Annotated in this window: 13 protein-coding genes and 1 tRNA gene; 7 read left to right on the top strand and 7 right to left on the bottom strand. The window is 39.6% G+C overall.

Annotated features, from left to right (window positions below; translation table 11 throughout):
• Positions 1-4: 4 nt before the first annotated feature.
• The 3 genes from AC0N32_RS15005 to AC0N32_RS14995 form a co-directional block, all read right to left on the bottom strand.
• Positions 5-78 (bottom strand) — tRNA-Arg (locus tag AC0N32_RS15005).
• A gap of 72 nt (positions 79-150) precedes the next feature.
• A complete protein-coding gene (locus AC0N32_RS15000) occupies positions 151-1,911 on the bottom strand; it encodes a TonB-dependent receptor (RefSeq protein WP_476394667.1) in 1,761 nt (586 codons plus the stop codon).
• A gap of 105 nt (positions 1,912-2,016) precedes the next feature.
• Positions 2,017-4,977, bottom strand: coding sequence for a tetratricopeptide repeat protein (locus AC0N32_RS14995; RefSeq protein ID WP_476394666.1), 2,961 nt, complete (start codon positions 4,975-4,977; stop codon positions 2,017-2,019).
• Between the two features lie 252 nt (positions 4,978-5,229).
• Here AC0N32_RS14995 and AC0N32_RS14990 point away from each other — a divergent pair, with 252 nt between their 5' ends.
• Both AC0N32_RS14990 and AC0N32_RS14985 read left to right on the top strand, forming a co-directional pair.
• Positions 5,230-6,900, top strand: coding sequence for an APC family permease (locus AC0N32_RS14990; RefSeq protein ID WP_476394665.1), 1,671 nt, complete (start codon positions 5,230-5,232; stop codon positions 6,898-6,900).
• A 114-nt stretch (positions 6,901-7,014) separates the two neighbouring features.
• Positions 7,015-7,356: an Mpo1-like protein gene (locus tag AC0N32_RS14985; RefSeq protein WP_476394664.1), complete on the top strand. Its 342-nt coding sequence runs from the start codon at positions 7,015-7,017 to the stop codon at positions 7,354-7,356.
• Between the two features lie 97 nt (positions 7,357-7,453).
• Here AC0N32_RS14985 and AC0N32_RS14980 read toward each other — a convergent pair whose 3' ends face one another.
• On the bottom strand, positions 7,454-9,475 hold the full coding sequence (locus tag AC0N32_RS14980; protein WP_476394663.1) for a DUF3857 domain-containing protein: 2,022 nt from the start codon (positions 9,473-9,475) through the stop codon (positions 7,454-7,456).
• Between the two features lie 143 nt (positions 9,476-9,618).
• Here AC0N32_RS14980 and AC0N32_RS14975 point away from each other — a divergent pair, with 143 nt between their 5' ends.
• On the top strand, positions 9,619-9,966 hold the full coding sequence (locus AC0N32_RS14975) for a DUF4377 domain-containing protein (RefSeq protein WP_476394662.1): 348 nt from the start codon (positions 9,619-9,621) through the stop codon (positions 9,964-9,966).
• Between the two features lie 25 nt (positions 9,967-9,991).
• Here AC0N32_RS14975 and AC0N32_RS14970 read toward each other — a convergent pair whose 3' ends face one another.
• The gene (locus tag AC0N32_RS14970) at positions 9,992-10,945 is read right to left on the bottom strand and encodes an SPFH domain-containing protein (RefSeq protein ID WP_476394661.1); all 954 of its coding nucleotides are present in this window, start codon (positions 10,943-10,945) and stop codon (positions 9,992-9,994) included.
• Between the two features lie 99 nt (positions 10,946-11,044).
• A complete protein-coding gene (locus tag AC0N32_RS14965) occupies positions 11,045-12,400 on the bottom strand; it encodes a deoxyguanosinetriphosphate triphosphohydrolase (RefSeq protein ID WP_476394694.1) in 1,356 nt (451 codons plus the stop codon).
• A 136-nt stretch (positions 12,401-12,536) separates the two neighbouring features.
• On the opposite strand from AC0N32_RS14965, the gene AC0N32_RS14960 reads away from it, so the two are divergent.
• The 4 genes from AC0N32_RS14960 (at position 12,537) to AC0N32_RS14945 (ending at position 16,069) form a co-directional block, all read left to right on the top strand.
• Positions 12,537-13,274, top strand: coding sequence for a DNA-formamidopyrimidine glycosylase family protein (locus AC0N32_RS14960; RefSeq protein ID WP_476394660.1), 738 nt, complete (start codon positions 12,537-12,539; stop codon positions 13,272-13,274).
• Positions 13,275-14,065: 791 nt separating this feature from the next.
• On the top strand, positions 14,066-14,773 hold the full coding sequence (locus AC0N32_RS14955) for an AAA family ATPase (protein WP_476394659.1): 708 nt from the start codon (positions 14,066-14,068) through the stop codon (positions 14,771-14,773).
• A gap of 546 nt (positions 14,774-15,319) precedes the next feature.
• Positions 15,320-15,730, top strand: a complete 411-nt coding sequence (locus tag AC0N32_RS14950) for a helix-turn-helix domain-containing protein (protein WP_476394658.1) — start codon at positions 15,320-15,322, stop codon at positions 15,728-15,730.
• Between the two features lie 12 nt (positions 15,731-15,742).
• Positions 15,743-16,069 carry a hypothetical protein gene (locus AC0N32_RS14945; protein WP_476394657.1) on the top strand — a complete coding sequence of 109 codons (327 nt, stop codon included), beginning with the start codon at positions 15,743-15,745 and terminating at the stop codon, positions 16,067-16,069.
• Positions 16,070-16,386: 317 nt separating this feature from the next.
• Here AC0N32_RS14945 and gcvP read toward each other — a convergent pair whose 3' ends face one another.
• Positions 16,387-19,245: an aminomethyl-transferring glycine dehydrogenase gene (gene gcvP, locus AC0N32_RS14940; RefSeq protein WP_476394656.1), complete on the bottom strand. Its 2,859-nt coding sequence runs from the start codon at positions 19,243-19,245 to the stop codon at positions 16,387-16,389.
• Positions 19,246-19,405: the final 160 nt, after the last annotated feature.

Raw genomic sequence — 19,405 nt, 5'->3', positions numbered from 1 at the left:
CAAGTGACCCCGGAGGGATTCGAACCCCCAACCGACGGAGCCGAAATCCGTTATTCTATCCAGTTGAACTACGGAGCCATTTTATAAATGATAATTGATGAACCATAAACGATGTAATCACTCATAACTCATCATCTATCAATTATATATTTAGAACGTAATCTTCACACCTCCCAAAATTTGTGCACCAAGAACCTTATAGCCTTTGTACGTTTGGTATTTTGAGTTCAGAAGATTATTTCCGAGTGCGAAAATACTGAAATTTTTGTGAATTTTATACTCTGCCGACAAATTTAAATCAGCATACCCACCTACTTTATCATTGGTGTTCTCGGTAGACTGATACATTACCGGACTGCCAACTCCCTCAAGCACAAACGAATTCGTTGTTCTGTCGCTGGCAAAAATCCCTTTAAAACCAAGCAATAATTTTTGATCAAGCATGGTATATTTTGCTCCGATTGATGCCGTAACCAGCGGTACATTGTAGATATCTGCGTAATTATCGAGGTCAAATTTGGTAAATTTCACTTCTGTATCGAGAACCAGATTCGCTAAAGGGAAATACTGTAAGCTTCCCTTAATATCTCCGACATTTCCATTATCGTACACCGCTGAAAAAGTATTGGCATAATTGTAAGCCGAACGGTTCACAGAAGTATAATCGAACAGATCATTGGCTCTGAAGAACATCATGTCTCTCATTTTTCCGTACCCTGCAGAAACATCATATTTGAACGTTTCATCGATATCACCTCTCAAACCTACATAAAAATGATATTGGGTCTCCGTAGGTCTTAAATACTGGTCAGAAACAATAAAAGGGTTCTGCTGTAGAAGATCTGCGTAGGTATTCAGTTTCAGGCCTCCGTCTACCCCACCGTAGAATTTAAACTCATCGGCGGCGGCATATTGAAATTCCGCCTGCGGAAACCAGTAGGTTTTATTGTTATTCATTTGCTCAGCCATCAATATATTCTGATTTTTCGAATTCAGGAAGGAAAATGATGAACCCAGCATTAAATACGACTCGCCTTTTCTGAAAGTAACTTTCGGGGTCAGCCCCAGATTGACGAAATTGGAAGAGTTTTTATCAACAATTGCAAATTCACTTTTTACCGCTTCTAAGCCAACTCCAAGATCTGCATTCAGATTAATCCCGGATTTCCCCAGTTCTACAGCATGCTTTGACAAGTTGGCCAAAACGGAAACCTGATTTTCCTGGGCATCAAAATGATCTTTAAGGAATGAAGATTTCACCCTTACATCATTTAAAATTTCATTAGAATAAAAATCGTAGTATCCGTTTACTTTAAACTGGTTTACCCTCTGATCAAGATCGACATCTCCGGGCTGCATGGCATAAATCCCATAATAGTTGTAGCTGTCTAAGCCATATTCTGCATTAAGGTTGAATTTTCCCTTATCTCCATAAGAATTAAGGAAGGCCCCCAAGGTCGTAGAGCTTTGCTTGGAATCCCAGTCATATTCTTTTTTAAGGCCTTGTGTTGAAAGGAAGTGTGCATCAACACCCACTTCAATTTTATTTTCCAGGGTTTTGGAAATATTGGCATCTCCGAGAATCTTCCCGTAATTGCCCATTCCGAACTGGACATAATTATTTTGCGCAGACCCTTGAAATTTCGGAGTGACATCCTGACCCTGGATGGTAGACGTTTTAAAATCCGAAACCGCCGGAACGTCTGTGATTTTATACTGAACAGGGTTCTGCGACTTTTCTTCAGGCGGATAATTTTTGATCGTTTCTACCGAAGTTTTCTTCTTCTCGATCTTTTTTACCTCCGGCTCTCTTTTTTTATTAAGAATCAGTTTTTCCTCCTTAATCTGGGAGAATGCTACTGACGAAATTCCTAAAAATATGATGGATAATAATTGAATTCTTTTGTTCATTATTTTTCTGTATTAATGTAACAATGTAATAATGTAGCCATCTAACAATGTAATTCAATTCGAATTGGTAAACTGTACATTGATAAATTGGTAAACTATAATATTTTACTTTTTAATCTGCTTTTTAACCTCTTTTGCTTCTGCAACGATCTCAGGGAAATCTTTATAATTTTCTATAATCTGGTCGCATGTGTAGCTTGCCTGATAGTTATCTTTTAAACCGATGTAGTTCTTAGCCATCAAAACAAGTGCTTTCGCCCCCCAATATTCTTCTGAAGAATAATTATTTGCAAGCTTGAAAATCGTTTCATTAGAAGATTTAAAGGCTTTCGATTTATTCTGGTAAAAGGCTTTTGCATATAATGCTTCGGCAGCCACCTCCGTATTGGAAGATTTCTCAAGCGCAATATAAGCCGTTTGTGCATCTTTATCTTTTCCTGAATTCATCAGGCTTCTTGCTTTGATCACTTTAGCCGTTTCGACCACCGCAGCAGAATTTTTGCTGTTGGCAATGACGGCATCCGCAAGTTTCTCTGCCTGGGCAAAGTTTTTCTCTTCAGCGTAGAGTTTCATCAATTCTACATTCGCGTAATTTTTAACATTCACGTTTGAAGAGTTACTGATATTTTCCAGATATTTCCTGGCCTCTGCCGTATCACCCTGCGCTATATAGATCTGAGCCAGACGGGTTTGTGCATCATCCTGGTAGTCATTCTGTACATTGGCGATTTCCTGTAAAACAAGGAGCGCCTTTGTTGTATTTTTCGTCTGGTAATAGCTTTCTCCAAGTTCGTATTTAGCCTGGTAAAGGCCTTCTCCGGTAGGATTCTGGGTCAGATACTTTTCATAGTAGGAAATCGCATTCTGATAATCTTTTTTAGCAAAATACTGTTTGGCCGTAGAAAGGTTGATTTCGTCAATTTCAGCAGCCTCTACATTTACCCCGATATTTTTAGCGAAATTCTGATAACCTGCCACATCACCGTTCTTGGTAAAGATCGGTTTCGCTGCCTGTACTATTTTTTCCGCGTAGGCGGTGTTTTTGTACTGTTCGCCAAGAGCTTTTAATTCAGCCAAAGCCTTATCGCTCTGGTTCTGGTCGATGTAGTTTTGGGCCCTGTAAATAGAAGCATTTGCTACCAGGTCTTTATCCGACGACGTCTTGATCACTTTTGCGAAGAAATCGTTTGAGTTGGCAAAATCGTCTTGTGCTGCATACGCGGTTCCGATTTCGTACTGGGCATCATCGTAATAATCGGAGCCCGGATATTTAGACAAAAGGCTCTTGAGATTGGTGATCTTAGCCTGGGTATCGCCTTTAAATCCTAAAGCCATGGCTTTCTGATACAAAGTATAATCCGTCGCATCTTCGTTTTTATCGTAGATCGCGATGGCCTCATTCAGGTTATTGTTGGCGTAATTAATATCTGCTAGGCGAAGCTCGGCATCATTTTTAAATTCAGCCTTCGGGTTTTTCAGGTATTGCGTAAAATACTGCTCTGCCTGATCAAATTTTTTAGATTTAAAATAAGCATATCCCAGGTCATAAGGCAGCTGCTGTTTTTCCGGGAAGTTTTCATTTAAAAGCTTTTCGTAACGTACGATTGCCGAAGGGTAATTTCCTTTCTGGTAATACACCTGCCCCAGCCAGTACATCGCCCTGTTATTGAATTCTTTGTTGATGTTAAATCCTAAACTTCTCAGGAAATACTGCTCCGCTTCATCATAATTCCCTTTGTTGAATTCTTCCGTTCCCAACAAATAAGAAACTTCCTGATCAATTTTATCAATCTCAGGAGACGAATTCTGAAGTCTGTCGATCGCGTTCAGTGTTTCTTTATAATTTCCCGAATAGAGATAAGATTTCACAAGAAGCGACCTCATCTCCGAAGCATTGGTATTCGGATTTTCATTGATATAATTCTGGATAACCGTTGACGAACTTTCGAACGGGTTTCCGATATCGTAGCTTAATTTTGCATACTGCTCATGGGCGAGCTTTTTCACTTTAGGATCATAATTCATCTGATAGGATGAGCGGAATGCAGAAAGGGCTTCCTGCTTCTTGTCAACGGCCAGATAAGCATTCCCTAATTGATAATAAGCATTCTGGGCCAGCGCGGAATTACTGTTCAACAATTGGTTGTAATAAGAAACCGCTTCATCATATTTTTTGAGCTGTGCCGCGACAAATCCCATTTCGTAAAGATCATTTTCAGAAGGGTTCTGCTGAACACTCAGGTAATCTTTAAGGTGAGGATACGCAGAAGTATAATCGCCCTGCATAAAATAGCTCTCGCCGATGATCTTGTGAACTTCAGCTTTGTAAGCATCGGAAATATCTTCATTCAGTAAAGCAGTTCCTTCGAAGATCGCTTTGTCGTAATCCTTATCATTATAGTACATCTGAACATAATACGGGCGGACAAGCTTTGAAAATTTCGGCTGATCTTTTACCGAATCAAAATACCGGAACGCCTTGTCATTCTGCCTGTCGGAATAGTACAAATGTCCGAGCATATAGGCAATATCGCCTTTCTGGGATTCATCCGCAGTTTTGTAAGCTTCCTCCAGAGCGTCGGTGGCACCTTTGGAATCTCCCATCATGAACTTAGCATAGCCTAATTTGAGAACGTACTGTGTATTTTCTTCCTTAGACAGCTGATATTGATTCACTTTTTTAAGTGTTTCCAAAGCTTTCGGAAAATCCTTTTTTGCAAGATAATAATCTGCCAAAGGTAAATTGGCCTGCGCAAAATACGCGGAATTCGGATATTCTTTGATGAATGCCGTTAAACCTTCTTCCGCATGATTCTTCTGTAAGATCACACCGATGACGTTATCAAAAAACTGCGCCGCTTCCTGCCTCGACCTCGACAAATTCTGATTATAGAAATATTGCCTTGCATATTCGTATTGGGAAGCATTGTATATTTTGGTCTGATAAAGATTTTCAGCGAGATTGAATCGGTAGTTTTCTTTTTGGGTAAAGTACTGAGACTGCTGTGCATCGGAGATCCCGAAATAGAACACCGCAGCTGCTAAGAGTATTTTTTTTGATTTCATTAATTTTTAAATTTTAAAATGTTTAAGACTGAAAATCAGGTCTAAGATATTTAAAATTCTGCGGAAAAATTATCCACAATCCATCAACGAAAATATTGAAAAGATATTGTAAAAACAAGCGTTTTAACACATTGTTAATAAGTGGATAATTTTTTAAGACTTCTTAACTTTTCCATAAGAAACCTTAAGAAAAAACAAATTATTTCAGATAAATAATTACATTTGCTTTTTTCAAATCAAATTTAGAATTGAATGAGTCAACTTTTTAGAAGAAAAATCTATTCAGATTCAGATACATCCACAAGCCTGCACAGGGTTTTAAGTGTTTGGGACATTGTATTTTTTGGTATTGCGGCGATTATTGGTGCAGGAAGTTTCAGCAGTTTGGGCGAAGCCGTTTTCCGAGGAGGTCCCGGGGTTATTCTGCTGTATTTGATTTGTGGTTTTGCCTGTGGATTTACGGCTCTTTGCTATGCCGAATTTGCGAGCAGGATCCCTACTGCAGGTTCCGCGTACACGTATGCTTACGCCAGTTTCGGGGAACTCATCGCCTGGGTCATTGGCTGGGCACTGATCATGGAATATTCTTTCGGTAATATATATGTCGCTTTTTCATGGTCAGACTATTTTACAAGCTTTCTGGAAAGGATGGGCTTGCATATTCCCGATTATTTTACCTGCAGCTATACAGAAGCCAAAAAGGCCTTCATGAGCGGTTCCGAAAATAAAGAACTCATCAATGCATGGAAAAATGCCCCGCTTCTGGGAGGTTTAAAATGTATCGTTGACATTCCGGCTTTGGTCATTAACGGACTGATTACCTGGCTCTGCTATGTTGGCATAAAAGAAAGTAAAAATTTCAATAACGTCCTGGTGATCCTGAAATTAGCGGTAATCGTACTGGTAATCCTGGTAGGATTTGCCTACATAAACACCGATAACTGGACGCCGGTAAATCCCGAAACCCAGGTCGCCTCCTTTATGCCAAACGGATTTGCGGGGGTTATGAGTGCTGTTTCAGGTGTATTTTTTGCGTATATCGGTTTTGATGCTTTAAGTGTCCTTTCCGAAGAAACAAAAGACCCGCAGCGTACATTGCCCAAAGGAATGATCATTTCCCTGGTTCTCTGTACCTTTATCTATATCGCTTTAACACTTGTCTTAACAGGTATGGTGGATTACCGGAAGTTCGATGGTGTCGGAGACCCGCTTTCTTTCATTTTTGAAAAATCAAACGCCAATGTAGCCTGGATGGAACTTGTGGTTTCTTTTGTCGCTATCATAGCTATCACTACCGTTTTGCTGGTTTTCCAGATGGGACAGCCGAGAATATGGTACGCCATGAGCCGCGACGGATTGATGTCTCCGAAATTCCAAACCGTACATCCCAAATACAAAACACCATCTTTTGCCACCGTTATCACCGGAATCGTCGTGGGAATTCCTATCTTATTTACCGATAAAAGTTTCATTCTGGATTTTACAAGCATAGGAACTATTTTTGCCTTTGTGCTGGTATGTGGAGGCGTTTTAATGCTTCCGGCAAAAGAAAAATTAAAAGGCAGGTTTCACCTTCCCTACATCAACGGTAAGATCATCTTCCCGGTTATTTTCATCGGAAGCCTGGTCGGATTCTATTACTGGCAGCCTGATTTCTTTCATACGTTAATGGACTGGAAAGATCCGAAAGAAGGGGAATTCAGAGCATCCATCTTTTTCTTTATCCTGATAAATCTGGTTCTGTGTATTTTTACTTTTATTAAAAATTTCTCATTGATTCCGCTTGTTGGATTGAGTTCCTGCCTGTATCTCCTGACGGGAATGAGCCACGACAACTGGTTCTGGTTCGGGTTGTGGTTTGCGATAGGATTAATCATTTATTTCTGCTACGGATACAAACACAGTAAACTCAGAAAAGCCTGATTTATATAATATACAAGCCGGATCTTCAATGAATCCGGTTTTTTTTGCTTTTCACCCATTTTATATTGGCGAACTTATTGCTTTAGGTTTTTTATAATTTAAACTACAAATGCCATGGCGGAAAGAATAAAAACATTCAAAGAATTTTACGAATTCTACCTTACCGAACACCGTAAAATGGGAACAAGGATCTTTCATTTTATGGGGACCTTACTTGTTTTTTTTGTGATTGGCTACGTGATCAGTTCAGGAAAAGAAAGATTTTTATGGTATGTCCCGATCTTCGGATACGGTTTTGCCTGGTTCAGCCATGCGGTTATAGAGAAAAATAAACCGGCAACATTCCGATATCCGCTTTGGTCTCTGATATCGGACTTCAGGCTCTTCTTCGAACTGTTGATCGGCAAGCAGAAATTTACCGGAATTCCCGCACCAAAAAACACAGAAGAGATTTAGATTGTTGTCATACTGTAAAAAAACGTCGGGTTTGCAAAGCAAATCCGACGTTTTTTTATTGATGAGTTTTAATAAGTTGAGTTAAATAATTAATCTTTTACTGAAATCTCTTTTTAAAATTAAACTTCAGCATATTCATTAATCCGGGTTCAATGATATCGATACCCAGACCAAAATTGCTGTCAGCAACCGTATGGTGATCTGTCCGGAATTTTTCAAACTCATCCTGTGGAATTTCCAGATTGACAAGCGGATTGTATTCGATATAAACCGTTGCTCCGTTTTTACTTATTTTCTTTCGGCTTTTGAAGTCAAAATAAGGATTATTGATCGTACTTTCCTGAACGGTATATTTTTCTTCGGTATCGATTTTCTGATCGGTATACAGGTTGATCTCATATTTTTCACTGTCGAAATTATGCCAGAACGGAAGATCTTTATGTATATAATCCCGGGCACTCGCCTTTACCAGATTGCGGTCGAAGTACATGAGAAAACGATTTTTCTTAGGATCAACAAAATAGGCGTTTTCTATCGTTGCAGTGTATTGAATCCTGAATTCATTCAGCTTTTTATCATCACTGATCGTATCTATTGCAGCATCTTTAAACACATTTCTGATATCGGTTCCGTTTCTGTCGTTTGAATAATTCAGACTGTAGAAAAGGAAATTGTTCCAGCTGTCGATCACTTCTCTTTTATTGGTGTTTTTAAAATATCTCCGCATGGCATTCGCACGATTTCCTTTGTAGGTTGTCGTAAGCGTAAGTTTCCCCGTAGAATCCTTTACATTAAAATCCACTTTTTCGTCTACGCAGAAATAAGGATAGCGGTAAGGCTTTCTTTCCTTTAAATGCTGATCGGGTTTCACTTCAAGATAATGCATGAAATAAATAAATCCGCGGTTTTCCAGGAGTCCGAATTCATCACGAATGGTAGCATCCACAAAATACTCTTCGCCTTTGTGATTTATTTTTACAATTGCATGGTTAAAGGTGAGCAGCGAAGGCAGATAATATTTAATATAGAAATCCGTATGGAAATTCACCAGAACAATTGAAGCATCTACTCCCAGATAGTCAAGAATAACTTTCAACAGCACCGATTTGGCCTTGCAGTCTCCCTGTTTGTTTTCGTACGTAACGGCAGGTTCCTGAGGCTTGTGGCCATTCATCTCATCAGCATTAAAGATGTAGTAGATGTTATTCTGAACATACTCTATGGCAAACTGGATCTTTTCATCAGGATCGGCAATAGCATCCAGTTTTTCCACCAGGCTCGGTGCAAAATCCTTTAAAGAAGCTTTATCAAAAATTTCCTGGTAAATAGGAGCTATATAATTGGAAAGTTCTCTCCAGTTATTATCCGTCGCAAAATCTATATACGGGAAAATTTCACGGTTGGCATCCACCGGATTGATGTAGTTGGTCTGTTCGAAAATAAATTTTTCCCCTTTTTCCAGATAGCCTGTTTCTGGCGCCAGAACGTTACCGTTATCGTCTCTGAAGAATGTTTTTTTATAGGCTACTTTCTGGCTTCTTTCGTTGATAAAAGTAAATTTATAACTTCCGTAAGCCCAGTAATTATCCGGACTTACCCATACATATTTGGAGAATTCTTTTCTTAAAAAATCACGATCTGTAAAAGGTTTCACCCTAGAATCTTCAAGAATGAGAACATCATACAGGCGAAGATCTTTAATCGTAATATTGATTTTCTTGTTGCTGCTTAAAATTCCGCCGCTACTGTGGTTTTCACTGTCCAGCACCTTGATTTTCGTGTCGGGGATTTTATCAATCAAAACGCCGTCTCTCAACACGCTGATCCGGTGAATATGGTAAACTTCATTTTCTTCAACAACAATATCGGAAACGGAAGCTCTTTCTAAATTGGCAGGCTCATTTAATGTGTATGCCATACAAACATATTCGCTGTTTTCGGTATTGCTCGTGTGGTATTTTTTATCTAGGAAATAACAAAAATCCTTACCGTCGCTATTCTGTTGCCTGGCAAAATCGGAATCCTGTATTCTGTTTATCAATTCCTGATCATCAATATTCCCGGCCCATTCTTCCGCCTTGTGGATTCTGTAATTTTCAATTTCGATGTGATTGTCCATATATTATTTACTATTTGTGTGTGTGTTCGGTAAAAAAGAAAAGTTAAATTAGGTATTTAAAAAATAAAAAACAAGAGTACCGCATGTTAAGATGCCTTAAAAAATACGGCATACATCTTGACCTTTTCCTATAAATTTCCAGCATGAAAAGTTTCAAAATAAATCTTCTGCCTTTATTTTCAGCAGGTTTCATCCTTGCTCTGGTACAATGTTCTTCCGTAAATCATTCTGCAGGACAAGTTGAGAAAACACTTATCGTAGGCCCGGAAACTGCGGATTGCACGGGCGTAGCGCCTATGAAATGCCTTCAGGTAAAAAATACCGCCGATGGAAAGTGGACAAATTTATACACCAATATTGAGGGCTTTACCTACGAACCGGGCTACGAGTATGTTTTAAAAATAAAAGAAGAAAAGATTACCAATCCTCCTGCCGACGGTTCTTCCATAAAATACATCCTGGTAAATCAGGTTTCCAAAACAAAAAAATAGCCTTAGAAAAAACTGAGGCTGTATTTTAAAGGTCTTTGTTCGTATCGTGATTATGATCTTTCGGCGTTTTTGGATAATTTCCTTTAGAGACCTCTCCTACCGTATTGGCGGCAGTCATGGCGACCACCAGGTCGTTCAGCATATTGCTGGCAGCAGTTGGTGAATTTGGCAACAAGACCAGATTGCTTCTGTTGCTGGATCCTACCGAATGCAAGGTATCGTAATGCTGTGTAACCACGATCAGCGCCGAAGCTTCATGAGAATTGATCTCCACATTATTAAGCATTCTTACCGATTCTTCCAGACCTTTGGCAATTTCCCTTCTCTGGTCTGCAATTCCCTGTCCCTGTAATTTTTTCGATTCCGCTTCTGCCTTGGCAACAGCTACAATTCTGATTCTCTGGGCTTCGGATTCATATTCCGCGGCGGTCTTCTCTCTTTCGGCGGCATTGATCCTGTTCATGGCATGCTTTACCTGCTCATCCGGGTCAATATCGGTCACCAAAGCTTTAATGATATCGTATCCGTAGCTCTGCATGGCCTCCTGAAGTTCTCCTTTTACCGCAATCGCAATATCATCTTTTTTTACGAAAACATCATCCAGTTTCAGTTTGGGAACTTCTGCTCTTACGACATCAAAAACATAAGACGTGATCTGGTTTTCGGGATTTTCGAGGCGGTAGTAAGCATCCCCTACCTGCGTTCTTATCACCTGATACTGAACGGATATTTTCATTTTAATAAAAACATTATCCAGCGTTTTCGTGTCGATCATGACATCCAGCTGCTGGATTCTCAGGTTCAGCCTTTTGGCAATCTGGTCGATGATCGGCCATTTAAGGTGAAGCCCTGAATGTTTGACGCCCAGGAATTTTCCGAAACGTTCAATGATCACGGCGGTTTCCTGTTTTACAACAAAAAATGAGGCAAATAAAATAATTAATCCGATAAAAACGACGGGTACTAAAAAAAGACTCATAGTATTAATTTTTAATATGAATTTGTATTCTTATAAAGATAGGGCTTTTAGTTTTAAGAATAAAATCACGCCGGAACTTCTGATTTTTGCGTAATGGTTTTACACCGTCATTCCGATATCGATTCCTTTTATTTTACGGTACAGGTCGGTCGCGTAGTTGTCGGTCATTCCGGAGACAAAATCAATCACACCCAAAACTTTCTGATAGTCCGTGGCCTCCGCATAAACGAACTGCTGGGGAAGAAGTTTGAGCGCTTTTTTGTCATAGGATTTCCTTTCTTCGTCGCTTTTAAGGATGGAAGGAATAAAGTGATCGAGAAGTTCATACATCACATTATACCCGGCATTTTCAATTTCGACAACGGCTTTATGGTTGTATATTTTTTCGATGGAAAAGCTTTCAATATCCTGTAACGTCCTGTTTTCCGTTTTATAAAGATCAAGAAGTGCCTGGTCGAGGTTCCCTTCCAGGATCTTATCAAAATTCTGGCGGTACATTTCAAGCGATTTATTGATCAATGCGTTGATTACTTTTGCCCTGAGATAAGAGATCTGCTCGTTTTCGTTTGAGATCGAACTGAGCTTGGATTCTATCCTTTTAACATCATCCGTTTCGGATTTTACCAGTTCGAAAAAAAGGTTCTTGCAGTCGGCGGTAGAGACGATCCCCAGGCGGTGGGCATCTTCCATATCGATAATGTTGTAGCAGATATCATCAGCCGCTTCTACCAGCCATACAAACGGATGTCTTTTAAAAATATGAGGCTCTTCGCTTTCAGGGATCAGGTTTGTTGCTTTAGCGATTTCGAGAAAAATATCTTTTTCGTTCTGAAAGAAGCCGAATTTTTTCCTGTGAATAATGCCTTTCTTTTTGGCGATGGCCTCACACGGATATTTGGCAATACTCGCCAGTGTGGAAAATGTCAGCTGAATTCCTCCCGCATCTTTTCCCTGCTGCTGCTGAGCCAAAACCCTTATCGCGTTTGCATTTCCTTCAAAATTCATCAGATCCGCCCATTCTTTTTCATTAAATTTAGATTTAAGATCAGATTCGTTTCTCTCAAAATAACTGGCAATCGCATCTTCCCCCGAATGTCCGAAGGCCGGATTTCCCACATCGTGGCATAAACAGGCGGCAGCAATAACGTTTCCGAGATTGTGAAGGTAGAAATTTCTCGCTTCTTCCGTAAGATCATTTTTGTACTGATCATGGATGAATTCGCCCATCACGCTTCCAAGACTGCGCCCTACCGATGAAACTTCCAGGGAATGCGTAAGCCGGTTGTGAACGAAAACACTCCCGGGCAGCGGAAAAACCTGCGTTTTATTCTGAAGCCTCCGGAAGGCGGATGAAAAAATAATTCGGTCAAAATCTCTCTGAAAATCGGTTCTTGAGGCTTTAGTATGCGGATTGTTCCCTGTACGCTGATTCGTAAAAATCTGGTTTAAGTTCATCATGTTTCAAAATTAGCTCAAATTTTATTTTTTTTAAACAAATCGGATCATTTTTTCTGAGAAACTCACATTGAAGAGCTCCGTTGATCCTCTTTTGTGGCAACATTATTGTTATCTCGAAGATAAAAATAAGATTATGCCCGAAGGTCCTTCCATTATATTGATGAAAGAAAGCATTCAAAAGTTTGAAGGCCAAAAAGTTCTTGAATCTTCAGGAAATGCAAAAATTGATATGGAAATACTCACCGGGAAAATCTTAAAACAGATCAAAACCTTCGGAAAGCAGACCTATCTTGTTTTTGACGATGTTGCGGTAAGGATCCACCTGCTGATGTTTGGCTCACACAGTGTCGACGAACAAACGAAACCTGACCGCCAGTTGAGATTAGCGCTCATATTTGCAAATGGCGGGATGTATTTTTACACCTGCAATGTCAAAATGGTAGATTCTGAGTTCTTAGAAACTATAGACTGGGAAGCAGATGTCATGAGTGATGACTGGAACCCTTCAAAAGCCCAAAAGAAATTAAAATCAAATCCTGAGATGATGGTTTGCGATGCATTGATGGATCAGGACATCTTTTCAGGGGTAGGCAATATCATTAAGAATGAAGTTTTATTCAGGATCGGCGTGCAGCCCGAAAGCCTTTTGGGCAAAATTCCTCCTAAAAAAATAAAAGAACTCATAAAAGAAGCCAGAAACTACAGCTTCGACTTCCTGGAATGGAAACGTGATTTCACCCTAAAACAGCACTGGCTTGCTCATACTAAAAAGACCTGTCCCATCTGCGGCCGTAAACTGGTAAAAAAGCAAACCGGCAAAGGAAAAAGAAGAAGTTTTTTCTGCGAAACCGACCAGAAATTATATCAATAATCAAGGTTATTCTTACTTCTAAAAATATTCTTTAACCACAAAACCTTCAGGCTAGAAATCTGTAAAATCCAGATTTACAGTTCTATTCTGACGAACCCAGCAACTTTTACTTTTCACCACAACAAGATTAAATTAAATTTTGTTAATCTTTTACCTTTTTTAGTCAAAATTAGGTGATATAAATCAGTATACCTTAAATCCTATGCATCACATTTTGATTATTGAGTATTAAACACAAAACAGCATCCATTAACGAATTAATAAAATTTTCAATAAAAATTAATAAATTCACAAATAATTTTTCATGTTTATATTAATTTTTTGTAAACATATTTTAGCCTAAAAGTTAATTTAATACGCTTAAAACACTGATATACATCATAATTATTATTTGTAGGTATCATTTTATTGTCGTAATATTGCAATATCAAATTAACAATAATTAATCAAATAATTAAAAATACAATAAAATGATCGCTTACATCGGAATCGCAACATGTTTAGTAGTTTTTACTTCTTATTTTGCAACAGTTAAGAGAGAACAGAGAGATTAATCTCAATTCTGCGGCTTAGATTTAGCCTAAGACGACACAAATGAATGACATTGTATATGTTTTCAATCTTCAGTGATTGACTGCTCTTTTACTCGACACGGGTAAAAGGGCAACCAAAACATAATACAAATTACGCTAAGGACAATTTTTAATTTTTATAATAGCCGATAGAGTCGAACAGCTTTTTGTTCGGCTTTTTTGTTGGATAAATTTTACCTTTGTGAAAATTTTCCATTCATGAATCTCTACAACCTTATTATTCAGGATAAAGAAGCAGTAACCCTTGATGATGTATTCCTTGAACCTCATAATAAGGAACAGCTTATACAGCTTATCAAAGAAAACACCTACGTGGCAGAATTGCAGAAATACGGACTCCCCGTGAACAATAAAATCCTGCTTGAGGGCAGTTCGGGATGCGGAAAAACGATGACCGCAAAAGCAGTAGCCAACGCTTTGGGCAAAAATATCATCATCCTGAATCTAAGCAATATCGTTTCATCGAGAATCGGCGAAACATCACAGAATATCAAAATGATCTTCGACAAGGCCGCACGCGAAAGGTCAGTCCTCTTCCTTGATGAGCTTGACCAGATCGGGAAAGCCAGGGGAAGCGATGACAAAGATGTGGGCGAAATGCGCAGGCTGGTCAACACCCTTATACAACTGATCGATTACTATCCGGAAAACGCACTTCTCCTATGCGCCACCAATCACCCCGAAATTATTGATACGGCCCTGATCAGACGTTTTCAGCTTAAAATAAACTATCAGATGCCCTCCAACGAATTCCTGGATCAGTTTTATGACAACATACTCTCAAAATTTCCCGAAGATTTAAGGAATATTGACCGGAAATATGATGTATCGTTCGCCGAAGCAAAGGATTATGCTTTTACGGTGGTGAAAGGGAATTTGATCAGGAAGCTGGAGAGTAAGGTTTAACCAAAAAGAAGAACAAAAGATGATCAAACCGTTCAATTAATTTAAGTGCTGTATTCTAAAGGAAAAATACCGAAGTTTATCCATCCTTTTGTCATTCGGGTACGGAATCTAAACGCGAATCTTTCCATGCGATGACCTGATACGATGTTGAGATTCCCCTGCGGGAATGACAAAACAGAATGCTGAATCTTTTTGGTTTTTATATTTTCATAATAGTATAGAAATTCTGTACTTCTTGTTGCTGAACAGAGCAGAGGCCACTGGTGCGTAATCTTCAGAAACCACCCCGTCAAAAATTCTCTGAATTTTCGCCACCCCTCCAAGGGAGTGGAATTTTTGAGGCAGTCTTTCTTACGGCAGAATTTTGGTTTCCATAACGATGGAATGGTGGCATGTGTTGAATGGTGGAGATTCTCGAAGCCACACATTATTTGCGTAAAGCACTATCATAAGAAGGATATTTTATTCCCAAAGAAATTTTCATCCTCTTTCATATTTTTTTATCTTTACTTTCAATTTTTTAACACTAAAACTTAAAAACGACAAATGGAACAGAAAATACACCAGGGAAGAAATGTAAAACGATTCAGGGAAATGTTGGGCATCAAGCAGGAGGCCCTGGCTTTTGACCTTGGCGAAGACTGGAACCAGAAGAAAATTTCAATCCTGGAACAGAAAGAAATCGTGGAAGAAGCTTTGCTAAAGAAAATATCCGAAGTCCTGAAGATCCCGGTGGAGGCTTTTCAGAATTTTGATGAGGAACAGGCTGTAAATGTAATTGCCAATACCTTTGGTGATCATGGTATCGGATATCAGAAAAATGATAATCCTATATTCCATCCCGCCGAACAAATCCTTAAACTTCACGAAGAAAAAATTGTGCTTTACGAAAGAATGCTTAAAGAAAAGGACGATATGATGATGAGAATGGAGATGCTGATCAAATCTCAACCTTAAAATAAAAATTTTATGCTCAGCGGTTCCGTTAAAACCTTCAACCGCTCCGACAGATCAGCCAACCCTTTTGAAAAGGCAATTAACCGCTCCGCAGAGACCATCAACAATTCCGAACAGACAATCAACCGTTACGAAGAAATAATCAACCAGTCAGAAGAAACAATCAACCAGTTAGAAGAGCCGATCAACCAGTTAGAAGAGGCGATCAAGTACAATTTATTACATTTCAGCACTTTATTTACAGCCTTAAAAAAATTAAGTGTAAACCTGCTTACATTTTTTAACACAAAGAAATTCCCTTTACACCGTATGATTTTAAGGAAAAAGAAGAGGCCCTAAAAGCCTGAACAGTCCTTTTTTGTAATCGCCACGACTTTACGTGAGTTAAATAACGATTTTACAGCACAGCGTATGATTGCTCCTTCGGAGCAATATCTGTGTAGATCAATATCAGCATCTTTTACCGGAACTCCATCGGAGTTCTATCTTATCATAGCGTACCTAAGGTCTGCTTGTGATATTCTGTTGTTTTTTATACTACACAGATCATGCTCCGAAGGAGCATAAAAAATGACTTATTCAATTTTCAGGCGTAAAAAAAAGAGGCTGTCCAAACTTTTTGGACAGCCTCTTCATGATTTATTTTAAAACTTTAATTACATATAAGCTTCGATCGGCTCACATGTACAAACTAAGTTTCTGTCTCCGTATGCTTCGTCTACTCTGGAAACGGAAGCGAAGAATTTGTGATCTCTCACCCACTCCAGCGGATAAGCTGCTTTCTCTCTGCTGTATGGCTTATCCCAAGAATCTGAGATAACCACCTGCTCTGTATGAGGAGCATTTTTCAATACGTTGTTTGTTGCATCGGCTTCCCCGTTGGCGATTTCGTCGATTTCTTGTTTAATGGAAATCAGAGCTTCTGCAAAACGGTCGATTTCTGCTTTACTTTCAGATTCTGTTGGCTCAATCATCAATGTTCCTGCTACAGGGAAAGAAACTGTCGGCGCATGAAATCCGTAATCCATTAATCTTTTTGCCACGTCAGCCACTTCAATTCCTAATGATTTGAACTGTCTGAAATCGACGATACACTCGTGGGCTACTTTTCCGTTTTCGTTTGAATATAAAATAGGGAAATGCTCAGCTAAGATTTCTTTTAAATAGTTAGCATTTAAAATCGCATGTTCTGTTGCCTTTTTCAAACCTGAAGTTCCCAGCATTTTAATGTAAGCATAAGAAATATTCAGGATCAATCCAGAACCGTAAGGCGCTGCAGAGATACCTTCGATAGAATCCTTAGATCCAATTTTAATATTGGCGTTGGAAGGTAAGAATGGAACCAAATGTTTAGCCACACAGATCGGACCAACTCCGGGACCTCCGCCTCCGTGAGGAATCGCGAACGTTTTGTGAAGATTCAGGTGACAAACGTCTGCCCCGATATTTCCAGGACTGGTATATCCCACCTGAGCGTTCATGTTGGCACCGTCCATATACACCTGTCCTCCATGTTCGTGGATCAAAGCGGTAATTTCTTTAATATTGGCATCAAAGAATCCGTAGGTTGACGGATACGTGATCATCACACAAGAAAGGTTTTCAGAATGCTGTTCTGTTTTAGCCTTAAGATCTTCAAAGTCGATTTCCCCGTTTTCAAGGTTCTTCACGACTACGATTTTCATTCCGGCCATGGCTGCAGAAGCCGGGTTTGTTCCGTGTGCAGACTGAGGAATCAATACTACATTTCTGTGGCCTTCACCTCTGGAAATATGATATTCTCTGATCACCATCAATCCTGCATATTCTCCCTGAGCTCCTGAATTCGGCTGAAGCGAAGTTCCTGCGAAACCGGTGATTTCCGCTAAATCTTTTTCAAGCTCACGGATCATTTCCTGGTAACCTTCTGCCTGATTTACCGGTACAAACGGGTGGATTGCTCCCCAGTTTTCCCATGAAAGCGGAAGCATCTGAGTGGCAGCGTTCAGCTTCATGGTACAAGAACCTAAAGAGATCATCGAGTGCGTCAATGATAAATCTTTTCTTTCCAGACGCTTGATGTAACGCATCAACTCTGTTTCCGTATGGTATTTGTTGAATACTTCTTCGGTAAGAATTTCGTCTTTTCTTAAATTCTCTTCCGGAATGCTGTATCCTTCTTTTATTTCTAATTTGAAAGTCTGCTTGTCTTTGAACTGAGCGAAAGAAGCCATCAGGATGTTCAGTTTCTCCAAAGTGGTACTTTCGTTGATGGCAATGCTTACCACCCCTTCCGTGAAATAGTTCAGGTTCAGTTTATGATCAAGCATCATTCTCATCAGCCTTCCTTTTTCATCTTCATTAAGGTTGATTTTTACCGTATCGAAGATCGGCTCTTCCACGATCTCATATCCTAAAGCTTTTAGTCCGCCTTTCAGCGCGTTGGCTTTGAAGTGAATCTGGTCTGCGATATAGTTTAATCCTTTCGGTCCGTGATAAACGGCGTACATTCCGGCCATTACTGCCAGAAGAACCTGGGCGGTACAGATGTTGGAAGTTGCTCTTTCTCTTTTGATGTGCTGCTCTCTGGTCTGTAAAGCCATTCTCAGGGCACGCTTTCCGTAAGCATCCTGAGAAACCCCGATGATTCTTCCCGGAATATCTCTCTTATAATCTTCCTTACAAGAGAAGAAGGCAGCGTGAGGACCACCGTATCCTAATGGAATACCGAATCTCTGCGTCGTTCCCACGGCACAATCCGCCCCCATGGAAGCCGGAGATTTCAGTTTAACCAAAGCCATCGGATCACAGGCAACCACTACCTGAAGATCTGATTTTTTATACTCAACAATATTTTCTGTATAATCTAAAACGATTCCGTTTTTACCCGGATACTGCAATAAAACACCGAAGTAAGAACCGTCGAATTCATGGGCAGCATGGTCCCCTTCCACGATCTCGATTTCAAGACCTTCAGCTTTTGTTTTTAATACAGAAACGGTTTGAGGCAAAACAAGATCGGAAACGAAGAATTTATTAGCTCCGGCCTTTTTCTGGTTCTTCGTTCTGTTGTTGAAGAACATGTGCATCGCTTCCGCAGCGGCTGTAGACTCATCCAAAAGAGAAGCATTGGCCAGTGCAAAGCCCGTGAGATCACACACCACAGTCTGGAAGTTGAGAAGTGCCTCCAGCCTTCCCTGCGCTATTTCAGCCTGGTAAGGCGTATAAGCGGTGTACCAGCTCGGGTTTTCAAAGATATTCCTCTGAATGGCCGACGGTAATAAGGTGTTGTGATATCCAAAACCGATGTAGCTTGTATAATCAGTATTCTTTGCTGCCAGCTCTTTGGAATGGTTCAGCATTTCATATTCTGAAAGCGGTTCTGAGATTTCAAGATCTTTTTCTAAGCGGATAGAAGAAGGAATGGTTTGAGCGATGAGCTCTTCAACACTTGAAACACCAATTTTTTCCAGCATGGCCTGCTTATCGGCTTCATTCATGGAAATGTGGCGGCTCACAAACTGTTCTGTATTCATTTTTATTTATTAGATTTTGTATGTAAAAAAGATTCGTAAAATTACGGATTTTTAGAAAATTGTACAAGTAAATTGAAATTGCACTGAAATCGGGCTTTGTACGCTATGTTATTCATAATTAAAGGGTTTTTATTATCATTTTCGAGACAAAACATTATAA

It is taken from the genome of Chryseobacterium endophyticum (assembly GCF_056333165.1).
This window is presented reverse-complemented; position numbering and strand designations above follow the sequence as displayed.

Excerpts from the sequence above, each read along its gene's own strand:
- AC0N32_RS15000 (WP_476394667.1), bottom strand. The coding sequence starts at position 1,911 with ATGAACAAAAGAATTCAATTATTATCCATCATATTTTTAGGAATTTCG.
- AC0N32_RS14995 (WP_476394666.1), bottom strand. The coding sequence starts at position 4,977 with ATGAAATCAAAAAAAATACTCTTAGCAGCTGCGGTGTTCTATTTCGGG.
- AC0N32_RS14990 (WP_476394665.1), top strand. The coding sequence starts at position 5,230 with ATGAGTCAACTTTTTAGAAGAAAAATCTATTCAGATTCAGATACATCC.
- AC0N32_RS14985 (WP_476394664.1), top strand. The coding sequence starts at position 7,015 with ATGGCGGAAAGAATAAAAACATTCAAAGAATTTTACGAATTCTACCTT.
- AC0N32_RS14980 (WP_476394663.1), bottom strand. The coding sequence starts at position 9,475 with ATGGACAATCACATCGAAATTGAAAATTACAGAATCCACAAGGCGGAA.
- AC0N32_RS14975 (WP_476394662.1), top strand. The coding sequence starts at position 9,619 with ATGAAAAGTTTCAAAATAAATCTTCTGCCTTTATTTTCAGCAGGTTTC.
- AC0N32_RS14970 (WP_476394661.1), bottom strand. The coding sequence starts at position 10,945 with ATGAGTCTTTTTTTAGTACCCGTCGTTTTTATCGGATTAATTATTTTA.
- AC0N32_RS14965 (WP_476394694.1), bottom strand. The coding sequence starts at position 12,400 with ATGAACTTAAACCAGATTTTTACGAATCAGCGTACAGGGAACAATCCG.
- AC0N32_RS14960 (WP_476394660.1), top strand. The coding sequence starts at position 12,537 with ATGCCCGAAGGTCCTTCCATTATATTGATGAAAGAAAGCATTCAAAAG.
- AC0N32_RS14955 (WP_476394659.1), top strand. The coding sequence starts at position 14,066 with ATGAATCTCTACAACCTTATTATTCAGGATAAAGAAGCAGTAACCCTT.
- AC0N32_RS14950 (WP_476394658.1), top strand. The coding sequence starts at position 15,320 with ATGGAACAGAAAATACACCAGGGAAGAAATGTAAAACGATTCAGGGAA.
- AC0N32_RS14945 (WP_476394657.1), top strand. The coding sequence starts at position 15,743 with ATGCTCAGCGGTTCCGTTAAAACCTTCAACCGCTCCGACAGATCAGCC.
- gcvP (WP_476394656.1), bottom strand. The coding sequence starts at position 19,245 with ATGAATACAGAACAGTTTGTGAGCCGCCACATTTCCATGAATGAAGCC.